General features: G+C 34.0%; 22 protein-coding genes and 1 other RNA gene. 20 read left to right on the top strand and 3 right to left on the bottom strand.

Annotated elements, in window-relative coordinates; all coding sequences use genetic code 11:
• Positions 1-60: 60 nt before the first annotated feature.
• From spoIVB to ssrA, 15 genes are all read left to right on the top strand, one after another.
• Positions 61-1,344 carry a SpoIVB peptidase gene (gene spoIVB / locus BM305_RS04250; RefSeq protein WP_092559468.1) on the top strand — a complete coding sequence of 428 codons (1,284 nt, stop codon included), beginning with the start codon at positions 61-63 and terminating at the stop codon, positions 1,342-1,344.
• 243 nt (positions 1,345-1,587) lie between these two features.
• Positions 1,588-2,388 (top strand): sporulation transcription factor Spo0A, encoded by an 801-nt coding sequence (spo0A, locus tag BM305_RS04245; RefSeq protein ID WP_092559467.1) that lies wholly within the window; start codon positions 1,588-1,590, stop codon positions 2,386-2,388.
• A gap of 118 nt (positions 2,389-2,506) precedes the next feature.
• On the top strand, positions 2,507-3,943 hold the full coding sequence (glgA, locus tag BM305_RS04240; protein ID WP_092559466.1) for a glycogen synthase GlgA: 1,437 nt from the start codon (positions 2,507-2,509) through the stop codon (positions 3,941-3,943).
• 203 nt (positions 3,944-4,146) lie between these two features.
• Entirely contained in the window at positions 4,147-4,332 is a 186-nt protein-coding gene (locus tag BM305_RS04235; RefSeq protein ID WP_092559465.1) for a hypothetical protein, read from the top strand.
• 11 nt (positions 4,333-4,343) lie between these two features.
• Positions 4,344-4,643: a spore coat protein gene (locus BM305_RS04230; RefSeq protein ID WP_092559464.1), complete on the top strand. Its 300-nt coding sequence runs from the start codon at positions 4,344-4,346 to the stop codon at positions 4,641-4,643.
• Positions 4,644-4,771: 128 nt separating this feature from the next.
• Complete coding sequence (locus tag BM305_RS04225; RefSeq protein ID WP_092559463.1) at positions 4,772-6,436, top strand: Na/Pi cotransporter family protein; 1,665 nt, start codon at positions 4,772-4,774, stop codon at positions 6,434-6,436.
• A 184-nt stretch (positions 6,437-6,620) separates the two neighbouring features.
• A complete protein-coding gene (gap, locus tag BM305_RS04220) occupies positions 6,621-7,628 on the top strand; it encodes a type I glyceraldehyde-3-phosphate dehydrogenase (RefSeq protein ID WP_092559462.1) in 1,008 nt (335 codons plus the stop codon).
• Positions 7,629-7,708: 80 nt separating this feature from the next.
• Positions 7,709-8,905: a phosphoglycerate kinase gene (locus BM305_RS04215; protein ID WP_092559461.1), complete on the top strand. Its 1,197-nt coding sequence runs from the start codon at positions 7,709-7,711 to the stop codon at positions 8,903-8,905.
• A gap of 26 nt (positions 8,906-8,931) precedes the next feature.
• The gene (gene tpiA / locus BM305_RS04210) at positions 8,932-9,678 is read left to right on the top strand and encodes a triose-phosphate isomerase (RefSeq protein ID WP_092559460.1); all 747 of its coding nucleotides are present in this window, start codon (positions 8,932-8,934) and stop codon (positions 9,676-9,678) included.
• 86 nt (positions 9,679-9,764) lie between these two features.
• Positions 9,765-11,309 carry a 2,3-bisphosphoglycerate-independent phosphoglycerate mutase gene (gene gpmI / locus BM305_RS04205; protein WP_092559459.1) on the top strand — a complete coding sequence of 515 codons (1,545 nt, stop codon included), beginning with the start codon at positions 9,765-9,767 and terminating at the stop codon, positions 11,307-11,309.
• Positions 11,310-11,404: 95 nt separating this feature from the next.
• Entirely contained in the window at positions 11,405-11,644 is a 240-nt protein-coding gene (gene secG, locus BM305_RS04200; RefSeq protein WP_092559458.1) for a preprotein translocase subunit SecG, read from the top strand.
• A 218-nt stretch (positions 11,645-11,862) separates the two neighbouring features.
• Positions 11,863-13,365, top strand: coding sequence for a methyl-accepting chemotaxis protein (locus BM305_RS04195; RefSeq protein ID WP_092559457.1), 1,503 nt, complete (start codon positions 11,863-11,865; stop codon positions 13,363-13,365).
• Between the two features lie 135 nt (positions 13,366-13,500).
• Positions 13,501-15,762, top strand: coding sequence for a ribonuclease R (gene rnr, locus BM305_RS04190; RefSeq protein ID WP_092559456.1), 2,262 nt, complete (start codon positions 13,501-13,503; stop codon positions 15,760-15,762).
• Complete coding sequence (smpB, locus tag BM305_RS04185) at positions 15,728-16,192, top strand: SsrA-binding protein SmpB (protein ID WP_092559455.1); 465 nt, start codon at positions 15,728-15,730, stop codon at positions 16,190-16,192. Before rnr ends, smpB begins: the two co-directional genes overlap by 35 nt.
• Before the next feature lie 58 nt (positions 16,193-16,250).
• Positions 16,251-16,594, top strand: a transfer-messenger RNA (tmRNA) gene (gene ssrA / locus BM305_RS04180).
• A gap of 169 nt (positions 16,595-16,763) precedes the next feature.
• On the opposite strand, the gene BM305_RS04175 is transcribed toward ssrA, so the two are convergent.
• The 3 genes from BM305_RS04175 to BM305_RS04165 all read right to left on the bottom strand — a co-directional run bounded on the left by BM305_RS04175 (position 16,764) and on the right by BM305_RS04165 (position 18,802).
• The gene (locus tag BM305_RS04175) at positions 16,764-17,444 is read right to left on the bottom strand and encodes a hypothetical protein (RefSeq protein ID WP_092559454.1); all 681 of its coding nucleotides are present in this window, start codon (positions 17,442-17,444) and stop codon (positions 16,764-16,766) included.
• 191 nt (positions 17,445-17,635) lie between these two features.
• Positions 17,636-18,220, bottom strand: coding sequence for a DUF5105 domain-containing protein (locus tag BM305_RS04170; protein WP_092559453.1), 585 nt, complete (start codon positions 18,218-18,220; stop codon positions 17,636-17,638).
• Positions 18,221-18,418: 198 nt separating this feature from the next.
• A complete protein-coding gene (locus tag BM305_RS04165; protein WP_092559452.1) occupies positions 18,419-18,802 on the bottom strand; it encodes a helix-turn-helix domain-containing protein in 384 nt (127 codons plus the stop codon).
• 181 nt (positions 18,803-18,983) lie between these two features.
• Here BM305_RS04165 and BM305_RS04160 point away from each other — a divergent pair, with 181 nt between their 5' ends.
• The 5 genes from BM305_RS04160 to BM305_RS04140 all read left to right on the top strand — a co-directional run bounded on the left by BM305_RS04160 (position 18,984) and on the right by BM305_RS04140 (position 22,943).
• On the top strand, positions 18,984-19,196 hold the full coding sequence (locus BM305_RS04160) for a DUF739 family protein (RefSeq protein WP_092559451.1): 213 nt from the start codon (positions 18,984-18,986) through the stop codon (positions 19,194-19,196).
• 193 nt (positions 19,197-19,389) lie between these two features.
• Positions 19,390-20,061, top strand: a complete 672-nt coding sequence (locus BM305_RS04155; protein ID WP_092559450.1) for a response regulator transcription factor — start codon at positions 19,390-19,392, stop codon at positions 20,059-20,061.
• A 10-nt stretch (positions 20,062-20,071) separates the two neighbouring features.
• Positions 20,072-21,679 (top strand): sensor histidine kinase, encoded by a 1,608-nt coding sequence (locus BM305_RS04150; protein ID WP_242940452.1) that lies wholly within the window; start codon positions 20,072-20,074, stop codon positions 21,677-21,679.
• A 140-nt stretch (positions 21,680-21,819) separates the two neighbouring features.
• Positions 21,820-22,542, top strand: coding sequence for a DUF4352 domain-containing protein (locus BM305_RS04145; RefSeq protein ID WP_092559449.1), 723 nt, complete (start codon positions 21,820-21,822; stop codon positions 22,540-22,542).
• Positions 22,543-22,571: 29 nt separating this feature from the next.
• A complete protein-coding gene (locus tag BM305_RS04140; protein WP_092559448.1) occupies positions 22,572-22,943 on the top strand; it encodes a PH domain-containing protein in 372 nt (123 codons plus the stop codon).
• The last annotated feature ends 290 nt before the right edge of the window (positions 22,944-23,233 follow it).

Here is a 23,233-nt window from a genome sequence, read left to right as displayed (position 1 = left end):
TTCTTTTTTAATGTAATTAGGCTTTTGTTTTTTAGACATACAATAAAAAGAGGTGTTGACATGGAAGGACAAAAGATTTATAGAAGAGTTCTGATAAGCATATTAATACTTGTATTGGGTGCTATTGGAATTTTATCTTATAGAAACCTTGACAAAAGGATACCAGATAATATAAAACTAATAGTAAATGAAACCGAAAATCTTAATTTTTCTTTACCAATGGAAGGTCATATTCATTCAGACTATGTTGGGGCGATTTCAATTAACAATAAAACGGTCTTGGGAAATAAGCTTCACGTAAATTTTTCAAAACCCTTTAGTATTTGTGCAGACGAACTTGGGACATATGATGTACAGGTTAAACTGTTTGGTATTATAAATTTTAAAAAAATAAAGGTCGATGTGATAGAGGATAAATTACTGACACCTTGTGGGATGTCAGTAGGTATTAATATTAAAACAGACGGCGTACTAGTACTTGGAACAGGAGTAATTGCCTGTAGTGATGGACTAAACTATGAGCCGGCGTTGAATATCTTAAAATCAGGAGACTATATTGTTGAAGCTGACCATATTGAAATTAGTAATAAAAAACAGTTAATCGAAACCATAGAAAACTGTGGTGGAAAAGACATTGAACTTGTTATCAGACGTAATGAAAATGAGTCCAAGGTAATTATCAAACCAGTTATGGGAGCAGATGGTGTATATAAAATTGGTGCATGGATTCGTGATGATACACAGGGAATTGGTACATTGACGTTTGTTGATGAAGAGGGTATTTTTGGTGCATTGGGACATGGAATTACAGATATTGACACAGGTTTACTTATGAATGTTAAGGAAGGAGAGTTGTATAAGGCCGATGTTTTACAAATAAATAAAGGGCATAAGGGAGAACCAGGTGAAATAATAGGTGTAATTCGCAAAGGAGAAAATGATCTGTATGGAAATGTGATCAAAAATACAAAGCAAGGAATATTTGGAGTAATCAGTGAAAAATGTTTCAATTCGGAAAAAATGAAAGCATATCCAATGGGATTAAAGCAAGAAGTAAAAAAAGGTAAAGCCACTATATTGTGTCAAGTTACTGGAAAAATAGAAGAATATGAAATTGAAATCGAAAAAATTGAAATGAATACTGCAAATTTTAGTAAGGGCATGGTTATTCATGTTACAGACAAAAAACTTTTGAATCTTACAAATGGGATTGTACAAGGCATGAGTGGAAGTCCCATATTACAGAATGGCAAAATAATTGGGGCAGTCACACATGTTTTTGTTCAAGATTCTACGAGAGGATACGGGATTTTTGTTGAAAATATGGTTAAGTTCTCAAAATAAGTCGATAAATAGTAATAATTGCGATTAAAAATAATTGATATTTATGTCATTTACGTATATAATTCAAATATGGTAAATATTTACAAATGCCTGGCTATTATTTTTGTATTTCATCGGCAAGAAACAATTTCAGTTAAGAACAACAACCGATTGACTAAACATCCAAAAAAATGTATAATTTTTCTACGATCATTTAGTTAATGAGGCTGATGAGATAAGTAATTAAGGAGGATTAAGAAGAATATGTCAAAAATTAAAGTTGCTGTTGTTGATGACAACGAAACAACAGTAGAGACCCTAGTAGAAATTTTGAAACACGATGATGATATTGAAGTTGTAGGAACTGCTTATGATGGTTTAGGTGCATTAGCAATCATAAAAGAGAAAGAACCAGATGTAATGCTATTAGATTTAATAATGCCTAAACTAGATGGATTAGGTGTTTTGGAAAAAGTAAGCTCTAGCGATGAATATAAAAAGAGACCTAATTTTATCGTTGTTACAGCAGTCAGTACAGAACACATTACGGAAAATGCTTTTGAATTAGGAGCAGGTTATTATATAATCAAACCTTTTGAGCCGAGTACAATATTGGCACGGGTGAAACAAATAAAACATGAAAATGTTAATAAATTTGTGAAGCCTAAGAGAACTTCTATTTATGAAAGCAAACCAGTTTCATATGAGCACAATTTGGAATCAGACGTAACTAATATTATCCATGAAATTGGTGTTCCAGCACATATTAAAGGCTACCAATATCTCCGTGATGCGATAATGATGTCAGTAAATGATGGTGAGATGTTGAATTCAATTACCAAATTACTGTATCCTTCTATTGCAAAGCAGCATAAGACAACACCAAGCCGAGTAGAAAGAGCTATTCGTCACGCAATTGAGGTTGCTTGGAGCAGGGGAAAAATGGACACTATTGATGAATTATTTGGTTATACCGTCAGCAATGGAAAAGGAAAACCTACGAATTCAGAATTTGTTGCATTAATTGCAGACAAAATCAGATTAGAATATAAGATGAGAGCGTAACTACATATGCATTATTCACAAAATAATTTGGATTTTAATGTAATTAATAACAAATTAGCACTTTAACTATGTGAATATTTATTGTATAATAACACTAATAAAGTACAGGAGGTTTCCTATGAAAAAAGTGCTATTTGTTGCATCAGAAGTAGTTCCTTTTATTAAAACAGGTGGTTTAGCCGATGTAACCGGCTCCCTGCCAAAGTATTTTAACAAGGATGAATTTGATGTAAGAGTTATGTTGCCTAAATATATGGCAATGTCTGATGAGTATAAGTCACAATTAAAATATAAAGCTCATTTTTATATGGATCTTGCGTGGAGGAGACAGTATGTAGGTATTTTAGAAATGGAATATGAAGGAATTACTTTCTATTTCGTCGATAATGAATTCTATTTTGCAGGAACAGTTCCATATGGTAATATTTATGAGGATATTGAAAAATTTGCTTTTTTCTGCAAGGCAGCATTATCTTCTTTACCACTGTTAGATTTCAGACCAGACATTATACACTGCCATGATTGGCAGACAGGCTTACTTCCAGTATACATCAAAGATATTTTTATGGATAATCCTTTTTACCACGGAATTAAAACTATCATGACCATACATAACTTGAAATTTCAAGGTATTTGGGATATGAAAACAGTTAAGGATATAACAGGATTAAATGCTAAGTTCTTTACTCCTGATAAGCTTGAAGCATATGGTGACGCAAACTATTTAAAAGGGGGATTAGTTTACGCTGACTTAATCACGACTGTAAGTGAATCATATGCAGATGAAATTAAGTATCCGTTCTATGGAGAAGGGTTAGACGGTTTAATACGAGCTAGGCAACAATCATTAGTAGGTATTGTAAATGGTATTGATTATAATGAATATAATCCAGAGACCGATCCATTTTTATACCAGAACTATAATGCCAAAAATTTTAGAAAAGAAAAAATCAAGAATAAGCGGGGACTACAGGAAGAGTTGGGACTTGCGCAAAATGATAAGTGTTTTATGATTGGAATAGTGTCTCGATTGACAGATCAAAAGGGATTCGATTTGATTGATTATGTAATTGAAGAGATTTGTACAGAAGATACACAATTAGTTGTGCTAGGTACGGGTGAAGAAAAATATGAGCATTTGTTTCGGCATTATGCTTGGAAATATAGCGATAGAGTATCGGCTAACATTTTTTATTCTAATGAGAGATCTCATAAAATATATGGTGCGTGCGATGCATTTTTAATGCCTTCCATGTTTGAGCCATGTGGATTAAGCCAGTTAATGAGTCTTCGATATGGAACAATTCCTATTGTGAGAGAGACAGGCGGCCTTAGAGATACAGTAGTACCATATAATGAGTACGAAAGTACGGGGACAGGCTTCTCATTTCATAATTACAATGCTCATGAAATGTTAAACGCGATACGCTACGCAAAGACTATTTATTATGATAAAAAGCGAGAATGGAATAAACTGATAGATCGCGCGATGGAGGTTGATTTTTCCTGGGATAAATCAGCTAAGAGATACGAAGAAATATATAGGAATATATAAAAAGATGTGATAGTATATTTGTATTATATAAAACATAAATGAAATATATAGCCGAAAAGAGCAAAAGGGATATTCTAGTCCTTTTTGCTCTTTTTATAAAATAACTGGAAAGTCTGCTAAATAATGTAATTGAAATATTTTTGCATAGTCTATAACGAAACTATTCATACTAGGAGAGTAAAAAAAATGAATGGAGTGAGAATATGAATGACATTAATGAAATGGAATTACAGAATCTTAGGCATTTACTCTTAGAAAGCGTTATGGATGTCGATAAGTATTCGGCATATGCAGAACAGGCTTCAGATGCTAATGTAAAACAATTTTTTCAAAAAACAGTACAAAGTGCAACAAAAAATAAAACAGATTTAATGCAATTTTTGCAATAGGAGGGTCTGACATGCAGGAAAAAACAATGGTTGCAGATGCGTTAAATGCAATTAACGGCAGTATTACAAAAGTGAGTGAAATGATTTCACAGACAGAAAACCAGCAATTAAGAATGAAACTTCAGCAAATCAGAAATGAAACAGAAACTAGTCAGTATGAATTATTTAATTTAGCAAAAAGTAAAGGTTATTATACACCAGCAGAAAAATCAACAGAATCAGAAATACAGACTGTAAAATCAGTCGTTACTTCTATGGGTGGAAGCTCAGTAAATACTAATAAATCTGGTACAACTGGACAGTTTATGTAATTAATTTTTTAGTCGAATAATTTAATTATTATTCGACTAAAATTAAAAAAAATACATAATATGCTTGATAAATTAAAAATAAATGTTATTATAACTAATGTATCATGAAAATTTTTCAGGAGGATATTATGACAATTGAACATGTAGGAACCTTGTTCACGTTTATGGGAGGCCTTGGAATGTTTCTATACGGCATGAGCACCATGGGCGATGGACTACAGAAAGCAGCTGGGAATAAAATGCGGCAATTTCTGGCTATTTTAACCAATAACCGCTTGTTGGGAGTGGTTGTAGGTTTAGTTGTAACTGGTATCATTCAGAGCAGCTCAGCAACTACCGTTATGGTTGTTGGTTTTGTAAATGCAGGACTAATGAATCTGACCCAGGCAGTTGGTGTAATTATGGGTGCTAATATTGGTACTACCGTAACAGCATGGTTGGTTTCCATGAATGAATGGGAATGGGCTGCAGCAATGAAACCTTCCTTTTTTGCACCATTTCTAATTGGTATAGGTGCATTTTTGTTCATGTTTGCAAAATCAGAAAAGAAAAAGGATGTATCAGAAATTTTAATTGGTTTTGGTGTATTGTTTATTGGACTGGAATTTATGTCAGATGCAATTAAACCATATAGTTCATCACCAGTTTTCGCCAATGCGTTCAAGGTTTTAGGACAAAATCCTATTTTGGGTATTTTAGCAGGTATGACCGTTACTGCGATTATTCAAAGTTCATCCGCATCAGTTGGTATATTACAGACATTGGCAATGACAGGTGCAGTTAGTTGGAGTTCAGCCATATTTATTACACTTGGACAAAATATTGGTACTTGTATTACAGCAATTTTGTCAAGTGCAGGTGCAGGTAAAAATGCTAAGAGGGCTGCCACAATCCATTTAATGTTTAATACAATTGGTGCAGGACTTTTTGGAATTATAATGTTTGTTATTTTCAAAATCAATACAGAATGGGCAGCAAGTAATATTAACAGTGTACAGATATCTATTTTCCACACTATTTTTAATATTTCTAATACTGTTATCCTGTTTCCATTTGCTAATTTATTAGTTAAGATTGCAGGTGTGATTATAAAGGAAGAACCTGAGAGCAATGAGTCAGATGAGGTGACAGTCGTTTTAAGGCATTTAGATGAAAGAATATTAGAGTCACCCACTTTTGCAGTTGAAAATGTTGTAAAAGAAGTGGTTCACATGGGTGAAATTGCATTAGATAATACCCGGCTTGCTATTAATTCTTTGCTGACTGAAAATGAGGACGAGGCGAAAAAAGTAATTGATCGCGAAAATATTGTAGACAAGTTGGATAATATGATTACAGAGTATCTGGTGAAAATTAGTAATCTAAGTTTGACAGAACGCCAGCAGCTAATTGTTAATCATATGTTTTATACAGTAAGCAACATTGAAAGAGTGGGTGACCATGCAGAAAATATTGCAGAGCTGGCATTAAAGAAAATTGAACATAAACTAAAGTTTTCGAAGACAGCAGATGAAGAAATGAAAGAAATTTCAAAAGCGGCTTTAGATTCTTTTGAAAATGCAATAAAGGCTCGTTCCACTGAAAATGTTGAATTTGTAAGAAATGTTGTGAAACTGGAGGATTTAGTAGATAATCTAGAGGAAGATTTAAGGGAAAAGCATATTACAAGATTATCACAAAATCAATGTGACTCAGAAATTGGTGTTATCTTTATTGATACACTTGTAAATTTAGAGAGAATTTCAGATCATTCCATGAATATTGCAAATTATGTAAAGGATGAAATGGACTAATAATACAAATGAAAAAAAATAATTTTACTCTTGCTATTTTGGGACAAATTAGTTAAAATAAGGATTGAGATTTGTGAAAAATACAACAATCTAATATCATAGCATTAATCACTGTCTAATTATAAAACTATAGAAGTGGCAGTAATTATAAAATAAATTTAATCATATAGGAGGAATATTTATCATGGCAGTAAAAGTAGCAATTAATGGTTTTGGACGTATTGGACGTCTTGCTTTCAGACAAATGTTTGGAGCTGAGGGATATGAAGTAGTAGCAATTAACGACTTAACAAGTCCTAAAATGTTAGCTCATTTATTAAAATATGATTCATCACAGGGAAGATATGATAAATCAGTAGAAGCAAAAGAAGATTCTATCGTTGTTGATGGAAAAGAAATTAAAATCTATGCAATGGCTAAAGCTGAGGAGCTTCCTTGGGGAGAAATCGGAGTAGATGTTGTTCTTGAATGTACAGGTTTCTATACATCAAAAGCAAAATCAGAAGCACATATCAAAGCTGGTGCAAAGAAAGTTGTTATTTCTGCTCCTGCTGGAAATGATCTCCCTACAATCGTTTATAGTGTTAATGAAGACACTCTTACAAAAGAAGATACTGTTATTTCCGCAGCTTCTTGTACAACTAACTGCTTAGCTCCAATGGCAAATACATTAAACAATTTAGTGAAGATTAAAAAAGGTTATATGACTACAATTCATGCTTATACTGGTGATCAAATGACACTTGATGGACCACATAGAGCAGGAGATTTAAGAAGAGCTCGTGCAGCTGCTGTAAACATTACTCCAAACTCAACTGGTGCTGCAAAAGCAATCGGTTTAGTTATTCCAGAGTTAAACGGAGTATTAGATGGTTGTGCTCAACGTGTTCCTACTCCAACAGGTTCTTTAACTCAGTTAGTAGCTGTTGTAGATGGTACTGTAACAAAAGACCAGGTTAACGAAGCTATGAAAAACGCTCAGTCAGCATCTTTTGGTTATACAGAAGATGAAATTGTTTCTTCTGATATTGTTGGTATCACATATGGTTCTTTGTTTGATGCAACTCAGACAACTGTTATGGATATGGGAGATGGTTCTACATTAGTTAAAGTTGTTTCCTGGTATGATAATGAAAATTCATACACTAGCCAGATGGTTAGAACAATCAAATATTTTGCTGAATTAGCATAATTAAATTAAATGACCTAAAAAGGTCCGGTCTTAAGGACCGGGCCTTTTTCAATAAATAATTTTTGAAAGGAGTTTATTATATGTTAAATAAAAAATCAGTTGATGATATAAATGTAAGTGGAAAGAAAGTACTTGTACGTTGTGATTTTAATGTGCCATTACAAGAGGGTAAAATTACTGACGAAAACCGTTTAGTTGCTGCTCTTCCAACAATTAATAAATTAATTGCAGATGGTGGAAAGGTTATTTTGTGTTCTCATCTTGGAAAACCTAAGGGAGAACCAAAGCCAGAATTATCTTTGGCACCAGTTGCAGCAAGGTTATCTGAATTGCTTGGAAAAGAAGTAAAATTTGCCGCTGATGCAAATGTTGTTGGTGATAATGCTAAAGCTGCTGTAGCTGCAATGAATGATGGAGATGTCGTTTTATTAGAAAATACTCGTTACAGAGCAGAAGAAACAAAGAATGGCGAAGCATTTAGTAAGGATTTAGCATCTCTTGCAGATGTATTTGTTAACGATGCATTTGGAACAGCCCACAGAGCTCATTGTTCCAACGTAGGTATCACAGAATTTGTAGATACTTGTGTTGTAGGATATTTAATGCAGAAAGAAATCGATTTCTTGGGAAATGCAGTGAATACTCCTGAAAGACCTTTTGTTGCCATTCTCGGCGGAGCAAAGGTTTCTTCTAAAATTTCAGTTATTAATAATCTGTTAGATAAAGTTGATACGTTGATTATTGGTGGAGGTATGGCATATACTTTTATGGCTGCGCAGGGAAAAGCGGTTGGTGACTCACTATTAGAAGAAGATTATAAAGAGTATGCTTTAGAAATGTTAGATAAAGCAAAGGAAAAAGGAGTTAATTTATTGATTCCTGTAGATACTGTAATTGCAGATGCATTTTCTAATGATGCAAACACTAACGTTGTAAACAAAGAAGAAGATATTCCAGATGGCTGGCAGGGTCTTGATATTGGACCAAAGACACAGACGTTATTTGCAGATGCACTTAAGGGGGCAAAAACGGTTGTATGGAACGGACCAATGGGTTGCTTTGAAATGTCTAATTTTGAAGCTGGTACAGTGGCAGTAGCAAAAGCATTGGCAGAGCTTGATGCAATTACAATTATTGGTGGTGGCGATTCTGCTGCTGCGGTAAATATTTTAGGTTTCGGAGATAAAATGACACATATTTCTACTGGAGGCGGAGCAAGCCTTGAATTTTTAGAAGGTAAAGAACTTCCTGGTGTTGCAGCAGCTGACGATAAATAAATGAATATTTAAACGGAGGATATAAAATGCGTAAAAAAATAATTGCTGGAAACTGGAAAATGAATAAAACTCCAAGTGAAACAGTACAGTTAATAAATGAATTGAGACCATTAGTAGCAAGTGAAGAAGTAGATGTAGTATTTTGTGTGCCTGCAATTTCTTTAACGAAGGCAATTGAAGCAGCACAGGGAAGTAATATTGAAATCGGTGCAGAGAATATGTACTATGAAGAAAGTGGAGCATATACAGGTGAAATTGCGCCAAATATGCTGACAGACATTGGAGTGAAGTATGTCATAATTGGTCATTCTGAAAGAAGAGAATATTTTGCTGAAACAGATGAAACGGTTAATAAGAAAGTGTTGAAAGCATTTGAACATGGAATTACACCAATTGTTTGTTGTGGAGAATCACTTACACAAAGAGAACAGGGAGTTACAATTGACTGGATACGTCAACAGATAAAGATTGCCTTTTTGAATGTTACGTCAGAACAGGCAAAAGCAGCTGTTATTGCATATGAGCCAATTTGGGCAATTGGTACTGGTAAAGTTGCTACTTCTGAACAGGCGCAAGAGGTGTGTGCTGCAATTCGTCAATGTATCAAGGAAATTTATGATGAAGCAACAGCTGAAGCAATCAGAATTCAGTATGGCGGAAGCGTTACAGCAGACAGTGCTTCTGAATTATTTGCACAGCCTGATATTGATGGTGGTTTAGTAGGTGGAGCATCCTTAAAACCTGACTTTGGAAAAATTGTAAATTACAAATAAGAATAAAGTCAAAACAGGAAAAGCAGACGGTGCTTCACAGTGTACCGTCTGTTTCATTGACAATAAAAATATAAAGGAGTACTAAGATGAGTAAGAAACCTACAGTTTTAATGATATTAGATGGTTATGGATTGAATGATAATGAAACTGCAAATGCTGTAAAAGAAGCAAATACTCCTGTATTGGATCATTTAATGGCGGAATGTCCTTTTGTCGAAGGACTTGCAAGCGGAATGGCTGTTGGACTGCCAGAGGGACAAATGGGTAATTCGGAAGTAGGGCATTTAAATATGGGTGCTGGTCGAATTATTTATCAGGAACTAACAAGAATTACAAAAGAAATTCAAGATGGTGATTTTTTCAAAAACCAAGCACTATTGCAGGCAGTTGAGAATTGTAAAAAAAATAATTCTGATTTGCATTTATTCGGTCTGTTATCTGATGGCGGAGTTCATAGTCATAATACACACATGTATGGTTTATTAGAGTTGGCAAAAAAAAGCGGCATAGAAAATGTATATTTACATGCCTTTTTAGACGGAAGAGATACACCTCCAGCATCAGGAAAAGGATTTGTAGAAGAAGCTGTGGCTAAAATGAAAGAAATTGGTGTAGGTAAGATTGCCACCGTAATGGGACGTTATTATGTTATGGATCGTGACAATAGATGGGACCGAGTTGGAAAAGCTTACGAAGCATTGGCAGAAGGAATAGGAGAACAAGCAGAAGATGCTGTAACAGCAGTGCAGCAATCCTATGACAAGGATGCAACAGACGAATTTGTGCTGCCAACTGTCGTAATGGAGGGTGGAAAACCAGTTGCAACTATTAAGAATAAAGACTCGGTAATTTTCTTTAACTTCCGTCCTGACCGAGCAAGAGAAATCACAAGGGCATTTTGTGATGATGCATTTACTGGTTTTGAACGTAAAGGTGGAAGAATTGACACCACATTTGTCGTATTTACAGAATATGATGTAACAATTCCTAATAAAATAGTTGCTTTTCATAAGGTCGAAATTGAAAATACATTGGGTGAGTATTTGGCACAAAACGGAAAAACCCAATTAAGAACGGCTGAGACAGAAAAATATGCTCATGTTACCTTTTTCTTTAATGGCGGAAAAGAGGAACCAAATGAAGGGGAAGACAGATTGCTTGTTAACTCTCCCAAAGTTGCAACTTATGATTTGCAGCCAGAGATGAGTGCATATCAGGTTGCGGATGGATTGGTAAAGGCAATTAAGGGCGGTAAGTACGACGTAATTATTGTAAATTTTGCTAATCCAGATATGGTTGGACATACAGGAATTGAGGCTGCTGCAATTAAAGCAGTAGAAGCAGTTGATAAATGTGTTGGTATGACGGTAGATGCTATTAAAGAAGTGGGCGGTCAGATGTTTATTTGTGCAGACCATGGAAATGCAGAGCAGCTTGTTGATTATAAGACTGGTGAACCATTTACTGCACATACAATTAATCCAGTACCATTTATTCTTGTAAATTACGATGCGGCATATACATTGCGGACAGGCGGATGTCTCGCAGACATTGCACCGACTTTATTAGAAATGATGGGATTGCCACAACCAGCAGAAATGACAGGAAAGTCATTACTCATTAAGAAATAATAGTTGAAAAGCCATTGTGCTTGTGGTACAATTCAATTAGGCATGTATTCAGATGAATACTATTAGTAATATGTACAGGTTTAGGAGGTGTGAGTGTGGCTATATTAAGAACCGTTTTAACTTTGGCTTATATACTGGTTTGTATTGGGCTTACAGTAGTTGTAATTATGCAGGAAGGCAAGTCAGCTGGTTTGTCAGGAGCAATCAGTGGTGTGGCTGATACTTATTGGGGAAAAAACAGAGGACGTTCTATGGAAGGTGCTTTGGTAAACACAACAAGAGTATTAGCAGGAGCATTTCTTTTGATTTCTGTTTTATTATGCATGAATTGGTAAATAAACTAAGACTGCCATGGTTATGGCAGTCTATTTTTTTACACTTTTATAATAATAATTTCAACATATTAGACCTCTTATTGACAAAAAAATATATTTTTGTATAATTAAGTAGTAAAAATAAACAGAGTTTATCTTGAAAGAAAGGGGGAAGACATAACTGAGTGAATATCAGGATCAAAATAAGTTTAGGTGACGGAATAATATAATCTGATTTCATGTTAGCTTATGTTATTATTAAAATGAAAGTTATTTCTGAAAAGCGAACTGTTAACCGTGTTATTGCTGCATTATATGTAACAATGACCTCTGCAATTTTTATTGCTTATTTATCTGAGGTTCTAAAACATAATCGAACTTTGGGGTATTTAATTACGTTGGGTGTTGTAATGTTAATACCAGAACTGGTGAATTATTTTTTTCAGACAAAATATCCAGAAGGAGATGTTACCAAGTATATCTTGACGATAGGATACTTCATCATGTACTGTATCGTATTGCTTACAACATATACACCAAGTGTTTTTACGTACATAATGCCACTACTATTAGTTCTTATTTTAACCCATGATTATAAATTTTTAATAACCATTAATGTGTGCACATTTATAGTCAACGTTTTATATGCAATATATAATATGGGTTTTACTAAAAATGCGGAGGATTTAGTTTTTGTAGTAAATGTAAAAATTCAGATGGTAATTATTACAATATTCTGTGTATTTGTTTTTGTTGTAGCTCGAATTGACGCGAGAATTAATAAACAAAAATTAAGAGAAATCAAGACAAAGAATGATGAAAATCTGAAAATGATCGATAAAATGTTAGAGACAGTAAGACAAATCGAAGAAATAGTACTAGGAATTAACGGGGACGTAAAAAGTTTGGAAGACTCTTGTAATATGACGGTTAGTGCAATGAGTGAAGTTTCAGAAGGAACATCGCAGACAGCTGAGAATATCCAGAAACAGTTGGAAATGACAGAAAGCATACAATCAGAAATTGAAGATACAAAGGAACTGGCACACACCTTCAATAAGGTATCTATGGATGCTGGTAAATACATACATGATGGTGTAAGTAACATTAATAATTTAATACAGTCAGTGGAAAAAAATAATTGCCATAGCAGGGACACCATTGAAAATATTAGGAAATTAGAAGAGCGAGTGAAGAAGATTGATGAGATTATCGGTTTGATTGAACAAATTTCTACACAAACGAATTTATTATCGTTAAATGCATCTATTGAAGCGGCAAGAGCTGGAGATGCAGGAAAAGGATTTTCTGTTGTTGCAACGGAAATCAGGAATTTAGCGGAAATGACAGCTGCATCCGTAAAAGAAATTCAGAATATGGTTAAGGATATTAACAACAATACAAATCGTGTATCAGATTCAATTAATGTATTTGTAGATGGTTTCCAGGAACAAAATAAAATGATTTTAGATACGGAAAGTAATTTTAAAGGAATTAGTTCAAAGGTTCAGGTGATTGAAGAGAAGGCTAATTTATTAAAAGGAAGAGTAGATAGTTTGAATCATTCTAACAAAACTATTGTAGAAGCAATTCAAAATATTTCTGCGATTTCCCAGCAGACAATTGCCAATTCAATTCAAACAGAAGAACTATCTGGCAAGAATCTGACATATGCCAAAGACATTAAGAGTATTAGTGAACAACTCCACAGGGTTTCAAACTCATTAAGAGTAGAAGGCTAAAATGCAATAAAATGGATAAGCTATTTCTGAAAGGTAAAGTGCCAAATAAGAAATAGCTTTTTTATAGTTATTTTTTTCTATTTGTGGTATAATATAAAAAATAACGCTTTCTTAAGAGAGAATGGAGGCAGTTTTATGTTAGATAAACAGGTTTTAGAAGAAAAGAAAAAGTTAGTATACGAATATATGATAAGCAAAGAATACAAGCCAGTGAAGTTTAAAGAAATGGCAGGTATTTTACAGGTACCTAAAGCAGAAAAGCAGGATTTGCGTGAAGTAATGGAGTCACTAATATCAGAAGGGAAAATATCAATTGATGTAAAAGGAAAATTTAAGGCAGCACATAGTGACCTAAAGGTTGGAGTATTTACTGGAACTCAGAAGGGATATGGTTTTGTTTCCATTGAAGGCGAGCAAGAGGATGTCTATATACCAGAAAATGCAACTAAGGGTGCGCTTCATAACGATAAAGTACAAATTCAGATTTTAGAAGCTAAGAGTGGAAAGCGAAAGGAAGGCAAGGTTGTCAGTATATTAGAAAGAGGAACTGACATGGTTGTGGGTACTTTTGCTAAAAGTAAAAATTTTGGATTTGTGGTTGCAGATAACCAGCGCTTTGCCAAAGATATTTATATTCCAAAGGCACAGACAAAAGGTGCTGTTACTGGACACAAGGTTGTAGTTGAAATTACCAGCTATGGTGGCAAAGATAAAAATCCTGAAGGAAAAGTCGTAGAAATACTGGGACATATTAATGATCCAGGTGTAGATATTATTTCGGTGATTAAGGCATTCAATTTGCCAGAATCATATCCTGAGGCAGTTATGAAACAGGTTGAAAAGATTCCAGAGGAAATTAGTGGAGATGACCGGGCTGGAAGAATGGATATAAGAGAGTGGCAGATGGTTACTATTGATGGAGAAGATGCAAAGGATTTAGATGATGCCATTACGATATCAAAAGAAGGTGATATTTACAAGCTGGGTGTTCACATTGCAGATGTGACTCAATATGTCAAAGAGAATACACCTCTCGATCAGGAGGCGTTGAGCAGAGGAACCAGTATATATCTGGTAGACCGTGTCATTCCTATGCTTCCTCATGCGTTGTCCAATGGAATATGTTCGCTAAATGCAGGTGTGGATCGATTAGCTTTAAGCTGTTTTATGGAATTTGATTTAAAAGGAAATTTATTAAGTCATAAGATTGCTGAAACGGTTGTAAATGTTACGCGGAGGATGACTTATACGAGCGTGAAAAAGATTTTGGAGGATCACGATGAAGATGAGATAAAGGAATATCAGGAATTGGTTCCTATGTTTGAACGGATGGAAGAGCTAGCAAAGCTTTTGCGAGAAAAGAGACGCCGAAGAGGTTCCATTGACTTTGATTTTCCAGAGAGCAAGCTGATATTGGATGAAAAGGGAAAACCAATTGATATCAAACCATATGATAGAAATACAGCGACTAAGATAATTGAAGAATTTATGCTGGCAGCAAATGAAACAATTGCAGAGGATTATTTTTGGCAAGAACTTCCATTTGTTTATCGTACTCATGAAAATCCAGATCCAGAAAAAATAATGAAGCTGGGAATTTTTATTAATAATTTTGGCTATTCTATTAAAATTAGTCAAGATGATATACATCCTAAGGAGCTTCAAAAGTTGATTGAAAAAATTGAAGGAACACCAGAGGAAGCATTGATTAGCAGGCTTACACTTCGTTCGATGAAGCAGGCTAAATATACGGTAAATGGAGAAGGCCACTTTGGTCTGGCGGCAAAATATTATTGTCATTTTACATCTCCAATCCGCCGGTATCCAGATTTACAGATTCATCGTATTATTAAAGAAAATCTTCGTAATGGATTAAGTGAAAAACGATTGAGTCATTACGAAAAAATACTTCCGGATGTTGCTTTGCGATCTAGTATGATGGAACGCCGTGCGGATGAGGCTGAGCGGGAAGTGGAAAAAATGAAAAAGGCTGAATATATGGGTCAGTTCTTAGGTGAATCTTTTGAAGGTGTTATTTCGGGAATAACAACATGGGGAATGTTTGTGGAACTTCCTAATACCGTAGAAGGAATGATACGAGTAACGGCACTGAAAGACGATTATTATTTTTATGATGAAGAAAAGTATATGATGGTAGGGGAACACACAAATAAGACGTATAAGCTTGGAGAGAAGATTAAGGTTGTTGTGGTGGGCGTAGATAAATTATTAAAGACAATTGATTTTGAACTGGCGGAGGACGATGAGGAGGGCCAGGATTTTTCCAAAGACAGGAGGAAAAGGAAATCAGAACGCTCCTTGAAAAAGGGTACAAGGAAAAGTGATATTCAGGAGAAAGAAAATGACGTTAAAATCGAAGAAGATAATAGCAAATAATAAGAAAGCATTTTTTGATTATTTTATCGAAGATACTTTTGAAGCAGGAATTGTTTTACATGGAACAGAAGTGAAGTCGCTGCGTATGGGAAAGTGCAGCATTAAGGAGTCTTTTATTCGTATTGAGCAGGGGGAAGTCTTCGTATATAATATGCATATCAGTCCATATGAAAAGGGTAATATTTTTAACAAAGACCCATTGAGGGTTAAAAAGTTATTGTTGCATAAGTATGAAATTAATAAAATTTCTGGTAAAATTACGCAGCAAGGATATACTTTAGTTCCTCTCAATGTTTATCTTAGTGGAAGCCTTGTAAAAGTAGAAATTGGGCTTGCAAGAGGTAAAAAATTATATGATAAAAGACAGGATATTGCTAAGAAGGATCAGAGGCGGGAAGCTGAGAAGGATTTTAAAGTAAAAAATTTATAATTAGTTCTATTGACAAATCGATAAAAATGTATTACAATAACTTCACGTTTATATCCCTGGGGTAGTACAGGTTTCGACAGGGGTTGTGCAATTATGGAAGCCATTCGTCTGTGCCACGTTACGACACAAAAATAAATATAAACGCTGAAGATAATTTAGCTTACGCTGCCTAATAGCGGCAGCTGTCTAACCTAAGGCACCTACACTTTAGAATTAGGCATCAAATTTTGTAGGACACTAGCTTATCAAAGCTTTGAGATAAGTTAAGTAATATGAAGCTACTAAGGTAAGAATCCTGTCATTAGGAGTTTTACTAAGGGAATGTTAAAATAATGACTGTAATGGGAGAAGCTATAATGAATCGGCTTTTGGACGCGAGTTCGACTCTCGCCTACTCCATTGAATGAGATTTCTTGTTCATTGTGAGTGAAGTATGACAAGAACTTTAAAGAGCTGGTTATACATGATAATGATTTGAAATGCTTTCTGTCATTTTATAAAGTGAAGCAGTGTTTACTTTATAGAAGACAGAAGGCATTTTTTGTGTGATAGGAAATTGCAAAATAATTTCCTATGCCATATAATTGAATAAATCTGATATTGATAGATGGTTTAAATAGTATTTTATCGCAGAAGAGACAGCATATTTCATGAAATAGGAATCAATGATTAGAAACAATGTAATAAGCAGAAGGTAGATCCAAAAAACATAATTCTTATCAAATAAAATGAATTCTTGAGTTATAGTATAACTAAGCAAAATCCAGCTGATAAATGCGATAAATAGTAGAAGTATAGCAAGTGGAATATAAAAATAAGAGATAATAAAGCTTACTATAATTAAAATGGTCGAGGGGATGGTGGCAGTACAAGAAGAATACAGAACATAGTAAAAATGGATTTTTGGATCAAATTTTTTAGCAATAATTGAAATGCTACTAATAATAAATGCATGAACGATGATAAAAGAAAGCACAATAAAAATTCCTGCTTTAAGGCCAAAGTTTACGCTGCTATAGCAGAAAAGAATTAGGAAATGTATTCCAAACAATATAACAGTTACAGGTATGATAAGTTCTTTTGCTGTTTGCTTTGAATTTTCAAGCGGTTTTTTAAAAAAGTTTTTGAATAGTAAAAGTAGACTCTCTACTATTAGAAAATATTGATTTCTTTTATCTGTACGAATATAATCGTCACAGTCACATTTACCATCAACAAGTGGTTTGCCGCAGAATTTACAGAATTGTTCCATATAGTTCCTCCCCGAATGTAATATATATTAGATAACTATAAATAATATACCATATATTACCAAAAAGTCAATTGCTTTTTGGTAAAGCTTTGCTAATGGGCAGAAAAAAGTGTGCATTCTACAAAAAAGCCTGTCTACCAGTGGCTGAGTGACCGTCGGTATAACAGGCTTGCTGCTAATGATCCTAAAGTTTATTCAGTTGTTTCTGAGATATTTGTAGTAATTACTTTTACAAGCTCATCTGTTAATTCGCTAATTTTCCATTCGTCGTCGATTTTAGATAATTGTAATGTAAATGTGCTTTCTACTGTACTGGGATTCAGTTCTTCTTTTATTTCAGAAATAGTTTCTCTGTACACTTCTTCACCTTCTTCTTCTGTTGTTGAATCAGAAAGTTCATTATCTAATGCTTTCTGAAAAACTTTAGCGGCAAAAATATTCGTAAAATTAGTATTATCTATGTAGTTGAAATCAAGTTCAACAGTTGCTTTATCATCTGCTATATCAATGGAATTAATTTCGTACTTTGTTGTCTGGTGACACTCGACCAAGTAGTCAATTAATGGATCGTCTTCTATATCAGAAGATGTAGCCAGCAGTTCCTCATCCCATTCGCTAAAATATTGCTTTGCAGCTGCCAAATCATATTCTGTAAGAGAAGAGAAGGCTTCCTTCAGCATATCCTTCACTTTATCTTCAGGTTTCTTGTTGAAGCAACCAGAGGTCATTAGTGCAATAAAAAGTAACACAGTAATAAATAAATTTCGTTTTCTCATAGTACGTTCTCCTATACATTTTAATAATATCATAGATATTGCTATTATTATACATGATATAGTATAAGAAATAAATGGTTATCTCGTAAATTTTCATGTCATAGGTACTGATAAGAATTTAATGTGCTGCTTGAGTTTGAAACAAACTTTGATGTAGTGAGAGTATGAGAGGTTAGTAGGTAATGACACATATTTATTTCACGAATTAGATTCTGTATAGGAGTAAAGATATGTTAATTCACATATTCTTTTTAGTGCTTCTGCTTTTCCTGTTTCGTTGAGCCTGCTAAAATAGTCCAGAAGTTTTATATCCATCTCAGATAAAGAATCAAATGATTCATGTACTTCAAGTGCGGAACTATAATCAATACGTTCCATAGGAACATCCTGGCCGCTGAGCCATGCCTCTGCAACATTCAGAGCACTTGCAAGCCGGATTATGTTTGATTGTTTTGGTATGTATTTCCCAGAAAGGTAGGAACTTAGTGAACCTTTATTAATACCACTTTTTTCAATCACATCAACTTGCCGCATATTACGTATATCCATTGCTTTTTTGATACGAGTCGCAATTATATTCATCTTGACACCTCTTTCAACATAAACTTTTCCTAATTCTACCATAAAAGTTTTAATTAGACAACAAAAATATTTAGATTCTGTAATAAAATATAAAATCAAAATGAAGTGTTGACTTTTATGTTATATTATGGTAAAATTTACTCAGTTCAGTATTCTGAACAAAAAATATGAGGTGAGGGTCATGATTTATAATTACAGCAAGTTACTAGGCAGGATTAAAGAAATCTATGGCACACAAGAAAAATTTGCAAAAGCTCTTGGAATGGGACGTGTTTCATTGAGCCAAAGGCTTAACTGCAAACTTGAGTTTACGCAAAATGAAATAAATAGGTCGATTGAACTTCTTGGATTAAATACATTAGATATACCTGCATATTTTTTTCAGTATAGGTAACAGAACATCAGAAGGAATAATTACTTAGGGAGATGATAACAGATTGTTGTCATCTCCCTTTATCTAGGTTATAATGCTGGTATTCTAGCTGCTTATTTGTTTTCACAATTTAGTCATATATATGGTATATACTAATAGTAAGGTGAAACAGAGATGGATGGACATAAAATAATATAGGTTAAGGAGTGTTTACATGGATAAGATAAAGATTCTGGTAGTTGATGATGAAAGTCGTATGAGAAAACTTGTAAGAGATTTTTTGGTAAGAGAAGGTTTTGAAGTAATAGAGGCAGAGGATGGCGAGCGGGCTGTGGATATATTTTTTCAAGATAATACTATTTCTTTAATCATTTTAGATGTCATGATGCCAAAAATGGATGGCTGGAGTGTTTGCCGGGAAGTTCGGCAATATTCAAAAGTTCCTATTATTATGCTGACAGCAAAGGGTGATGAAAGAGATGAACTGCTTGGATTTGATCTGGGAGTGGATGAGTATATTGCAAAGCCATTTAGTCCTAAGATTTTGGTGGCTCGGGTAAGTGCAATCTTGAGGCGCTCTAATGTGCTGGAAGAAGGGAAATTTGAAATTGGTGGACTTGTTTTAGATCAGACAGCACATGAAGTGTTAATTGATGGTAAATCTATTGAGTTAAGTTTTAAAGAATTTGAATTACTATCCTATTTTGTTGAAAACAAAGGGGTAGCTCTTTCAAGAGAAAGAATTTTGAATAATGTTTGGAATTATGACTATTTTGGAGATGCAAGAACCATTGACACCCATGTGAAAAAATTGCGGAGCAAGATGGGGGAAAAAGGAGAATACATTAAAACAATTTGGGGCATGGGCTACAAATTTGAAGTATAGGAGGAACTGAATGGATAATTCAAAATGGAAAGAACGATTGAGAAATTTTATGGTTTTTAAAGATTCTCTCAGGATGCGTCTGATGCTCACACTTACAGCATTTATTGCGCTTGTTGTGTTTGCCTGCTGGATTGTTAACATCTGGTTGCTGCCTTCGTACTATAAAGCCAGCAAAATTAACTCTTTGGTAGATGGATTTAACCAGGTAAATAATCTTTTGCAGTTAGCAGATGACACAGAAAATACAACCGTTCTAGATGATGATGAAATTAGCATAAAGGTGGAACGGATTGAGGCAAATAATAATCTGAATCTGTATTTGATTGGAGAAAACCTATTGTCCTTTTCGATTCAGGACAGATTTTATTATATATATCCCTTCAATGTACTGAGTAACACCAGTGACAGACAAAAGCAACAGATTTATGAGAACTTTATAGATTACTGGAAAAAACATCAGGGATTTGTTGTAAGACCAGAACAAGGAAGAGACTTATTGGAGCAATCTGAAAATTTTGAAATATATAAGCGGTATGATGAGAGAATGCAGTCGAATTATATTGAATTAATTGGTGTTCTGGATTGCGGAAATTATATTTATTTGAGAGCAAATTATGAAAGTATGAAAGAAAGTATCCATATATCTAATCAGTTTCTTGCTTATATTGGAATTATAGTTGCACTGATTAGCACGATTATAATGTTCTTTTTAAGTAAAAATTTCACAAAACCAATATTAGATCTGTCTGAAATCGCGGAGCGAATGGTTGATTTAGATTTTACAGCTAAATATGAGGAAGAGCGTAATGATGAGATAGGGATTCTTGGTAATGGTATAAATACTTTATCGAATAAGCTGGAACATACGATTTCCGAATTGAAAACGGCAAATAATGAACTGAAGACTGATATTGAGAGAAAGATTCAAATTGATGAAATGAGAAAAGAATTTTTATCCAATGTTTCACATGAGCTTAAAACACCAATTGCGCTTATTCAGGGATATGCAGAAGGTCTTATTGAGAATGTAAATGATGATGCGGAAAGCCGCAACTTTTATTGTGAAGTTATTTCTGATGAAGCCAATAAAATGAATAAAATGGTGAAAAAGCTATTGACGCTGAACCAGATTGAATTTGGAAATAATATGGCTCAAATTGAGCATTTTGATATTGTACAAATGATAAAATCTGTGATAGCAAGTGTTGGAATTTTGGTTCAGCAAAAGGGAGTAAGACTGCTTTTTGAAGCCTCAAGTCCTATTTACGTATGGTCCGATGAGTATATGGTAGAAGAGGTTTTTACAAATTATATCAGTAATGCATTGAATCATGTAGATGGTGAAAAAGTTATTCATATTAAGTTAGTAAAAAAGCAGGATACATTAAGAGTATCTGTTTTCAATACCGGAAAACAAATCCCCCAGGAGGATTTAGAAAAGATTTGGATTAAATTCTACAAGGTTGATAAAGCCAGAACAAGAGAGTATGGTGGAAATGGAATAGGATTGTCTATTGTAAGTGCTGTTATGAAGTCGTTAAACCATGATTTTGGTGTGATTAATCATAACAATGGTGTGGAATTCTGGTTTGAAGTGGATATCAATAATAAAAATTAAACAATGGACGTACTATAATTAATATTTGGATTAAATTGTAGTACGTCTTTTTTAAATATAGTTCGATTTAAGGATTGTCTTATAAAAAAAATAGTGCTATTATGAATAGGTGTAATAATAAAATATTACGGAGGAATTTCATGAAGAAAAAATTTTTTGTTGGTATTTTGTTAGTGTCCTTAATAACTACCGGATGCTCTGGAAAAGCGGAAATTACGGATAAAGAAAACGATCAGATTGCAGAATATATCGCAGGAAGTTTACTTAAATATGATAAGCATTACAAGGAAGAATTGATTTATACAGATGATGAAGAAAGCATTGCGGAAGAAGAAACGGTAACTGTTACACCAACGCCACAGCCTGTGAGTACATCTATAGCAGCTGAAACGACTGAACAAACCAAGGAACCAGAAGCTACAGAAAACAGCACAACTGAAGTTCTTCAAACGGCGTCATTGTCACAGGTAATTGCTCAAAATAAATTTGAAGTTAAATACTCGTCCTACCAATTATGTAATAGTTACCCTGATAAGGAGACTAACACATACTTTACACTTTCGCCGGCAGAAGGAAACCAGTTGTTGATTGTTTCATTTCAAATCAAAAATGTTTCTAAATCCAGAAAAACAATTGATTTAATGGAGTCTAAAATAAATTATCAATTAATTGTTGATGGTAAAGTAACAAAGCCATCATTAACGTTATTGGTAAACGATCTGCAATATTTGAAGACAGAGATAGAAGGTGGAAAAGATACGGATGGCATTCTTGTCTTTGAGGTTAGTAAGAAATTAAGTGTTGAAGGTGGCAGTATAAAGATATCGAATGGGAAAGAGGAAGCAGTTGTTGCTTTTAAATAATATTGGGGAATTCTGGAGGGAATATTGCTATGTTTATAGAAAAAAAGAGGACAAAGTTTTTAGCACTGCCGATCTGCTTTACGACGTATACAATTGACGAGGAAAAAATTCGGATTAAAAAGGGACTTTTTACCATTATTGAGGATGATGCGTATATATATAAGGTTCAGGATGTTAGAATGAGCAAAAGCATTATGGAACGAATCTTCGGAACTGGTACCTTAATATGTTATACAGGAGATTCAACACATCCAGAATTAATGCTGATTCATATTAAAAGGGCGTCTGAAATAAAAGATTACATTATGAAAACTTCAGAAGAAGCAAGGATTAAGCGCAGAACTATGCATACACTGGGGATTGACGCGGATACAGCAGATGATTCAGATGATGATGAATAAAAAGACAATATGAATAGAAAGTTGTTGACAGATGTAATAGACTCTGCTATACTTATCCAAGTCAACAACAAATTGTCTAAAAAGGTCAAACAAATTAAACAATTTAAAAAATATAAAAAACATGTTGACACACGTCGAAAGATGTGGTAAGATAATCAAGTCGCTTCTGAGAGAAACAAAGACAGAGGCAAGAGAATAAAAAAGAACTTTGATAACTAAACAGTGAAACAACCTTGAAAATTCAAAAAGAATTTCAAAGAACAGCATCTATAAAAAGATGCACCCAAAAA

Origin of the sequence: Anaeromicropila populeti, from assembly GCF_900112775.1 — a bacterium.
Taxonomy (GTDB): domain Bacteria; phylum Bacillota; class Clostridia; order Lachnospirales; family Lachnospiraceae; genus Anaeromicropila_A; species Anaeromicropila_A populeti.
Note: the sequence above shows the minus strand (reverse complement) of the source record. Positions and strands in the feature narration are given on the sequence as shown.

Coding starts and splice junctions, on each gene's coding strand:
- spoIVB (WP_092559468.1), top strand. CDS start 61: ATGGAAGGACAAAAGATTTATAGAAGAGTTCTGATAAGCATATTAATA.
- spo0A (WP_092559467.1), top strand. CDS start 1,588: ATGTCAAAAATTAAAGTTGCTGTTGTTGATGACAACGAAACAACAGTA.
- glgA (WP_092559466.1), top strand. CDS start 2,507: ATGAAAAAAGTGCTATTTGTTGCATCAGAAGTAGTTCCTTTTATTAAA.
- BM305_RS04235 (WP_092559465.1), top strand. CDS start 4,147: ATGAATGACATTAATGAAATGGAATTACAGAATCTTAGGCATTTACTC.
- BM305_RS04230 (WP_092559464.1), top strand. CDS start 4,344: ATGCAGGAAAAAACAATGGTTGCAGATGCGTTAAATGCAATTAACGGC.
- BM305_RS04225 (WP_092559463.1), top strand. CDS start 4,772: ATGACAATTGAACATGTAGGAACCTTGTTCACGTTTATGGGAGGCCTT.
- gap (WP_092559462.1), top strand. CDS start 6,621: ATGGCAGTAAAAGTAGCAATTAATGGTTTTGGACGTATTGGACGTCTT.
- BM305_RS04215 (WP_092559461.1), top strand. CDS start 7,709: ATGTTAAATAAAAAATCAGTTGATGATATAAATGTAAGTGGAAAGAAA.
- tpiA (WP_092559460.1), top strand. CDS start 8,932: ATGCGTAAAAAAATAATTGCTGGAAACTGGAAAATGAATAAAACTCCA.
- gpmI (WP_092559459.1), top strand. CDS start 9,765: ATGAGTAAGAAACCTACAGTTTTAATGATATTAGATGGTTATGGATTG.
- BM305_RS04195 (WP_092559457.1), top strand. CDS start 11,863: ATGTTAGCTTATGTTATTATTAAAATGAAAGTTATTTCTGAAAAGCGA.
- rnr (WP_092559456.1), top strand. CDS start 13,501: ATGTTAGATAAACAGGTTTTAGAAGAAAAGAAAAAGTTAGTATACGAA.
- smpB (WP_092559455.1), top strand. CDS start 15,728: ATGACGTTAAAATCGAAGAAGATAATAGCAAATAATAAGAAAGCATTT.
- BM305_RS04175 (WP_092559454.1), bottom strand. CDS start 17,444: ATGGAACAATTCTGTAAATTCTGCGGCAAACCACTTGTTGATGGTAAA.
- BM305_RS04170 (WP_092559453.1), bottom strand. CDS start 18,220: ATGAGAAAACGAAATTTATTTATTACTGTGTTACTTTTTATTGCACTA.
- BM305_RS04165 (WP_092559452.1), bottom strand. CDS start 18,802: ATGAATATAATTGCGACTCGTATCAAAAAAGCAATGGATATACGTAAT.
- BM305_RS04160 (WP_092559451.1), top strand. CDS start 18,984: ATGATTTATAATTACAGCAAGTTACTAGGCAGGATTAAAGAAATCTAT.
- BM305_RS04155 (WP_092559450.1), top strand. CDS start 19,390: ATGGATAAGATAAAGATTCTGGTAGTTGATGATGAAAGTCGTATGAGA.
- BM305_RS04150 (WP_242940452.1), top strand. CDS start 20,072: ATGGATAATTCAAAATGGAAAGAACGATTGAGAAATTTTATGGTTTTT.
- BM305_RS04145 (WP_092559449.1), top strand. CDS start 21,820: ATGAAGAAAAAATTTTTTGTTGGTATTTTGTTAGTGTCCTTAATAACT.
- BM305_RS04140 (WP_092559448.1), top strand. CDS start 22,572: ATGTTTATAGAAAAAAAGAGGACAAAGTTTTTAGCACTGCCGATCTGC.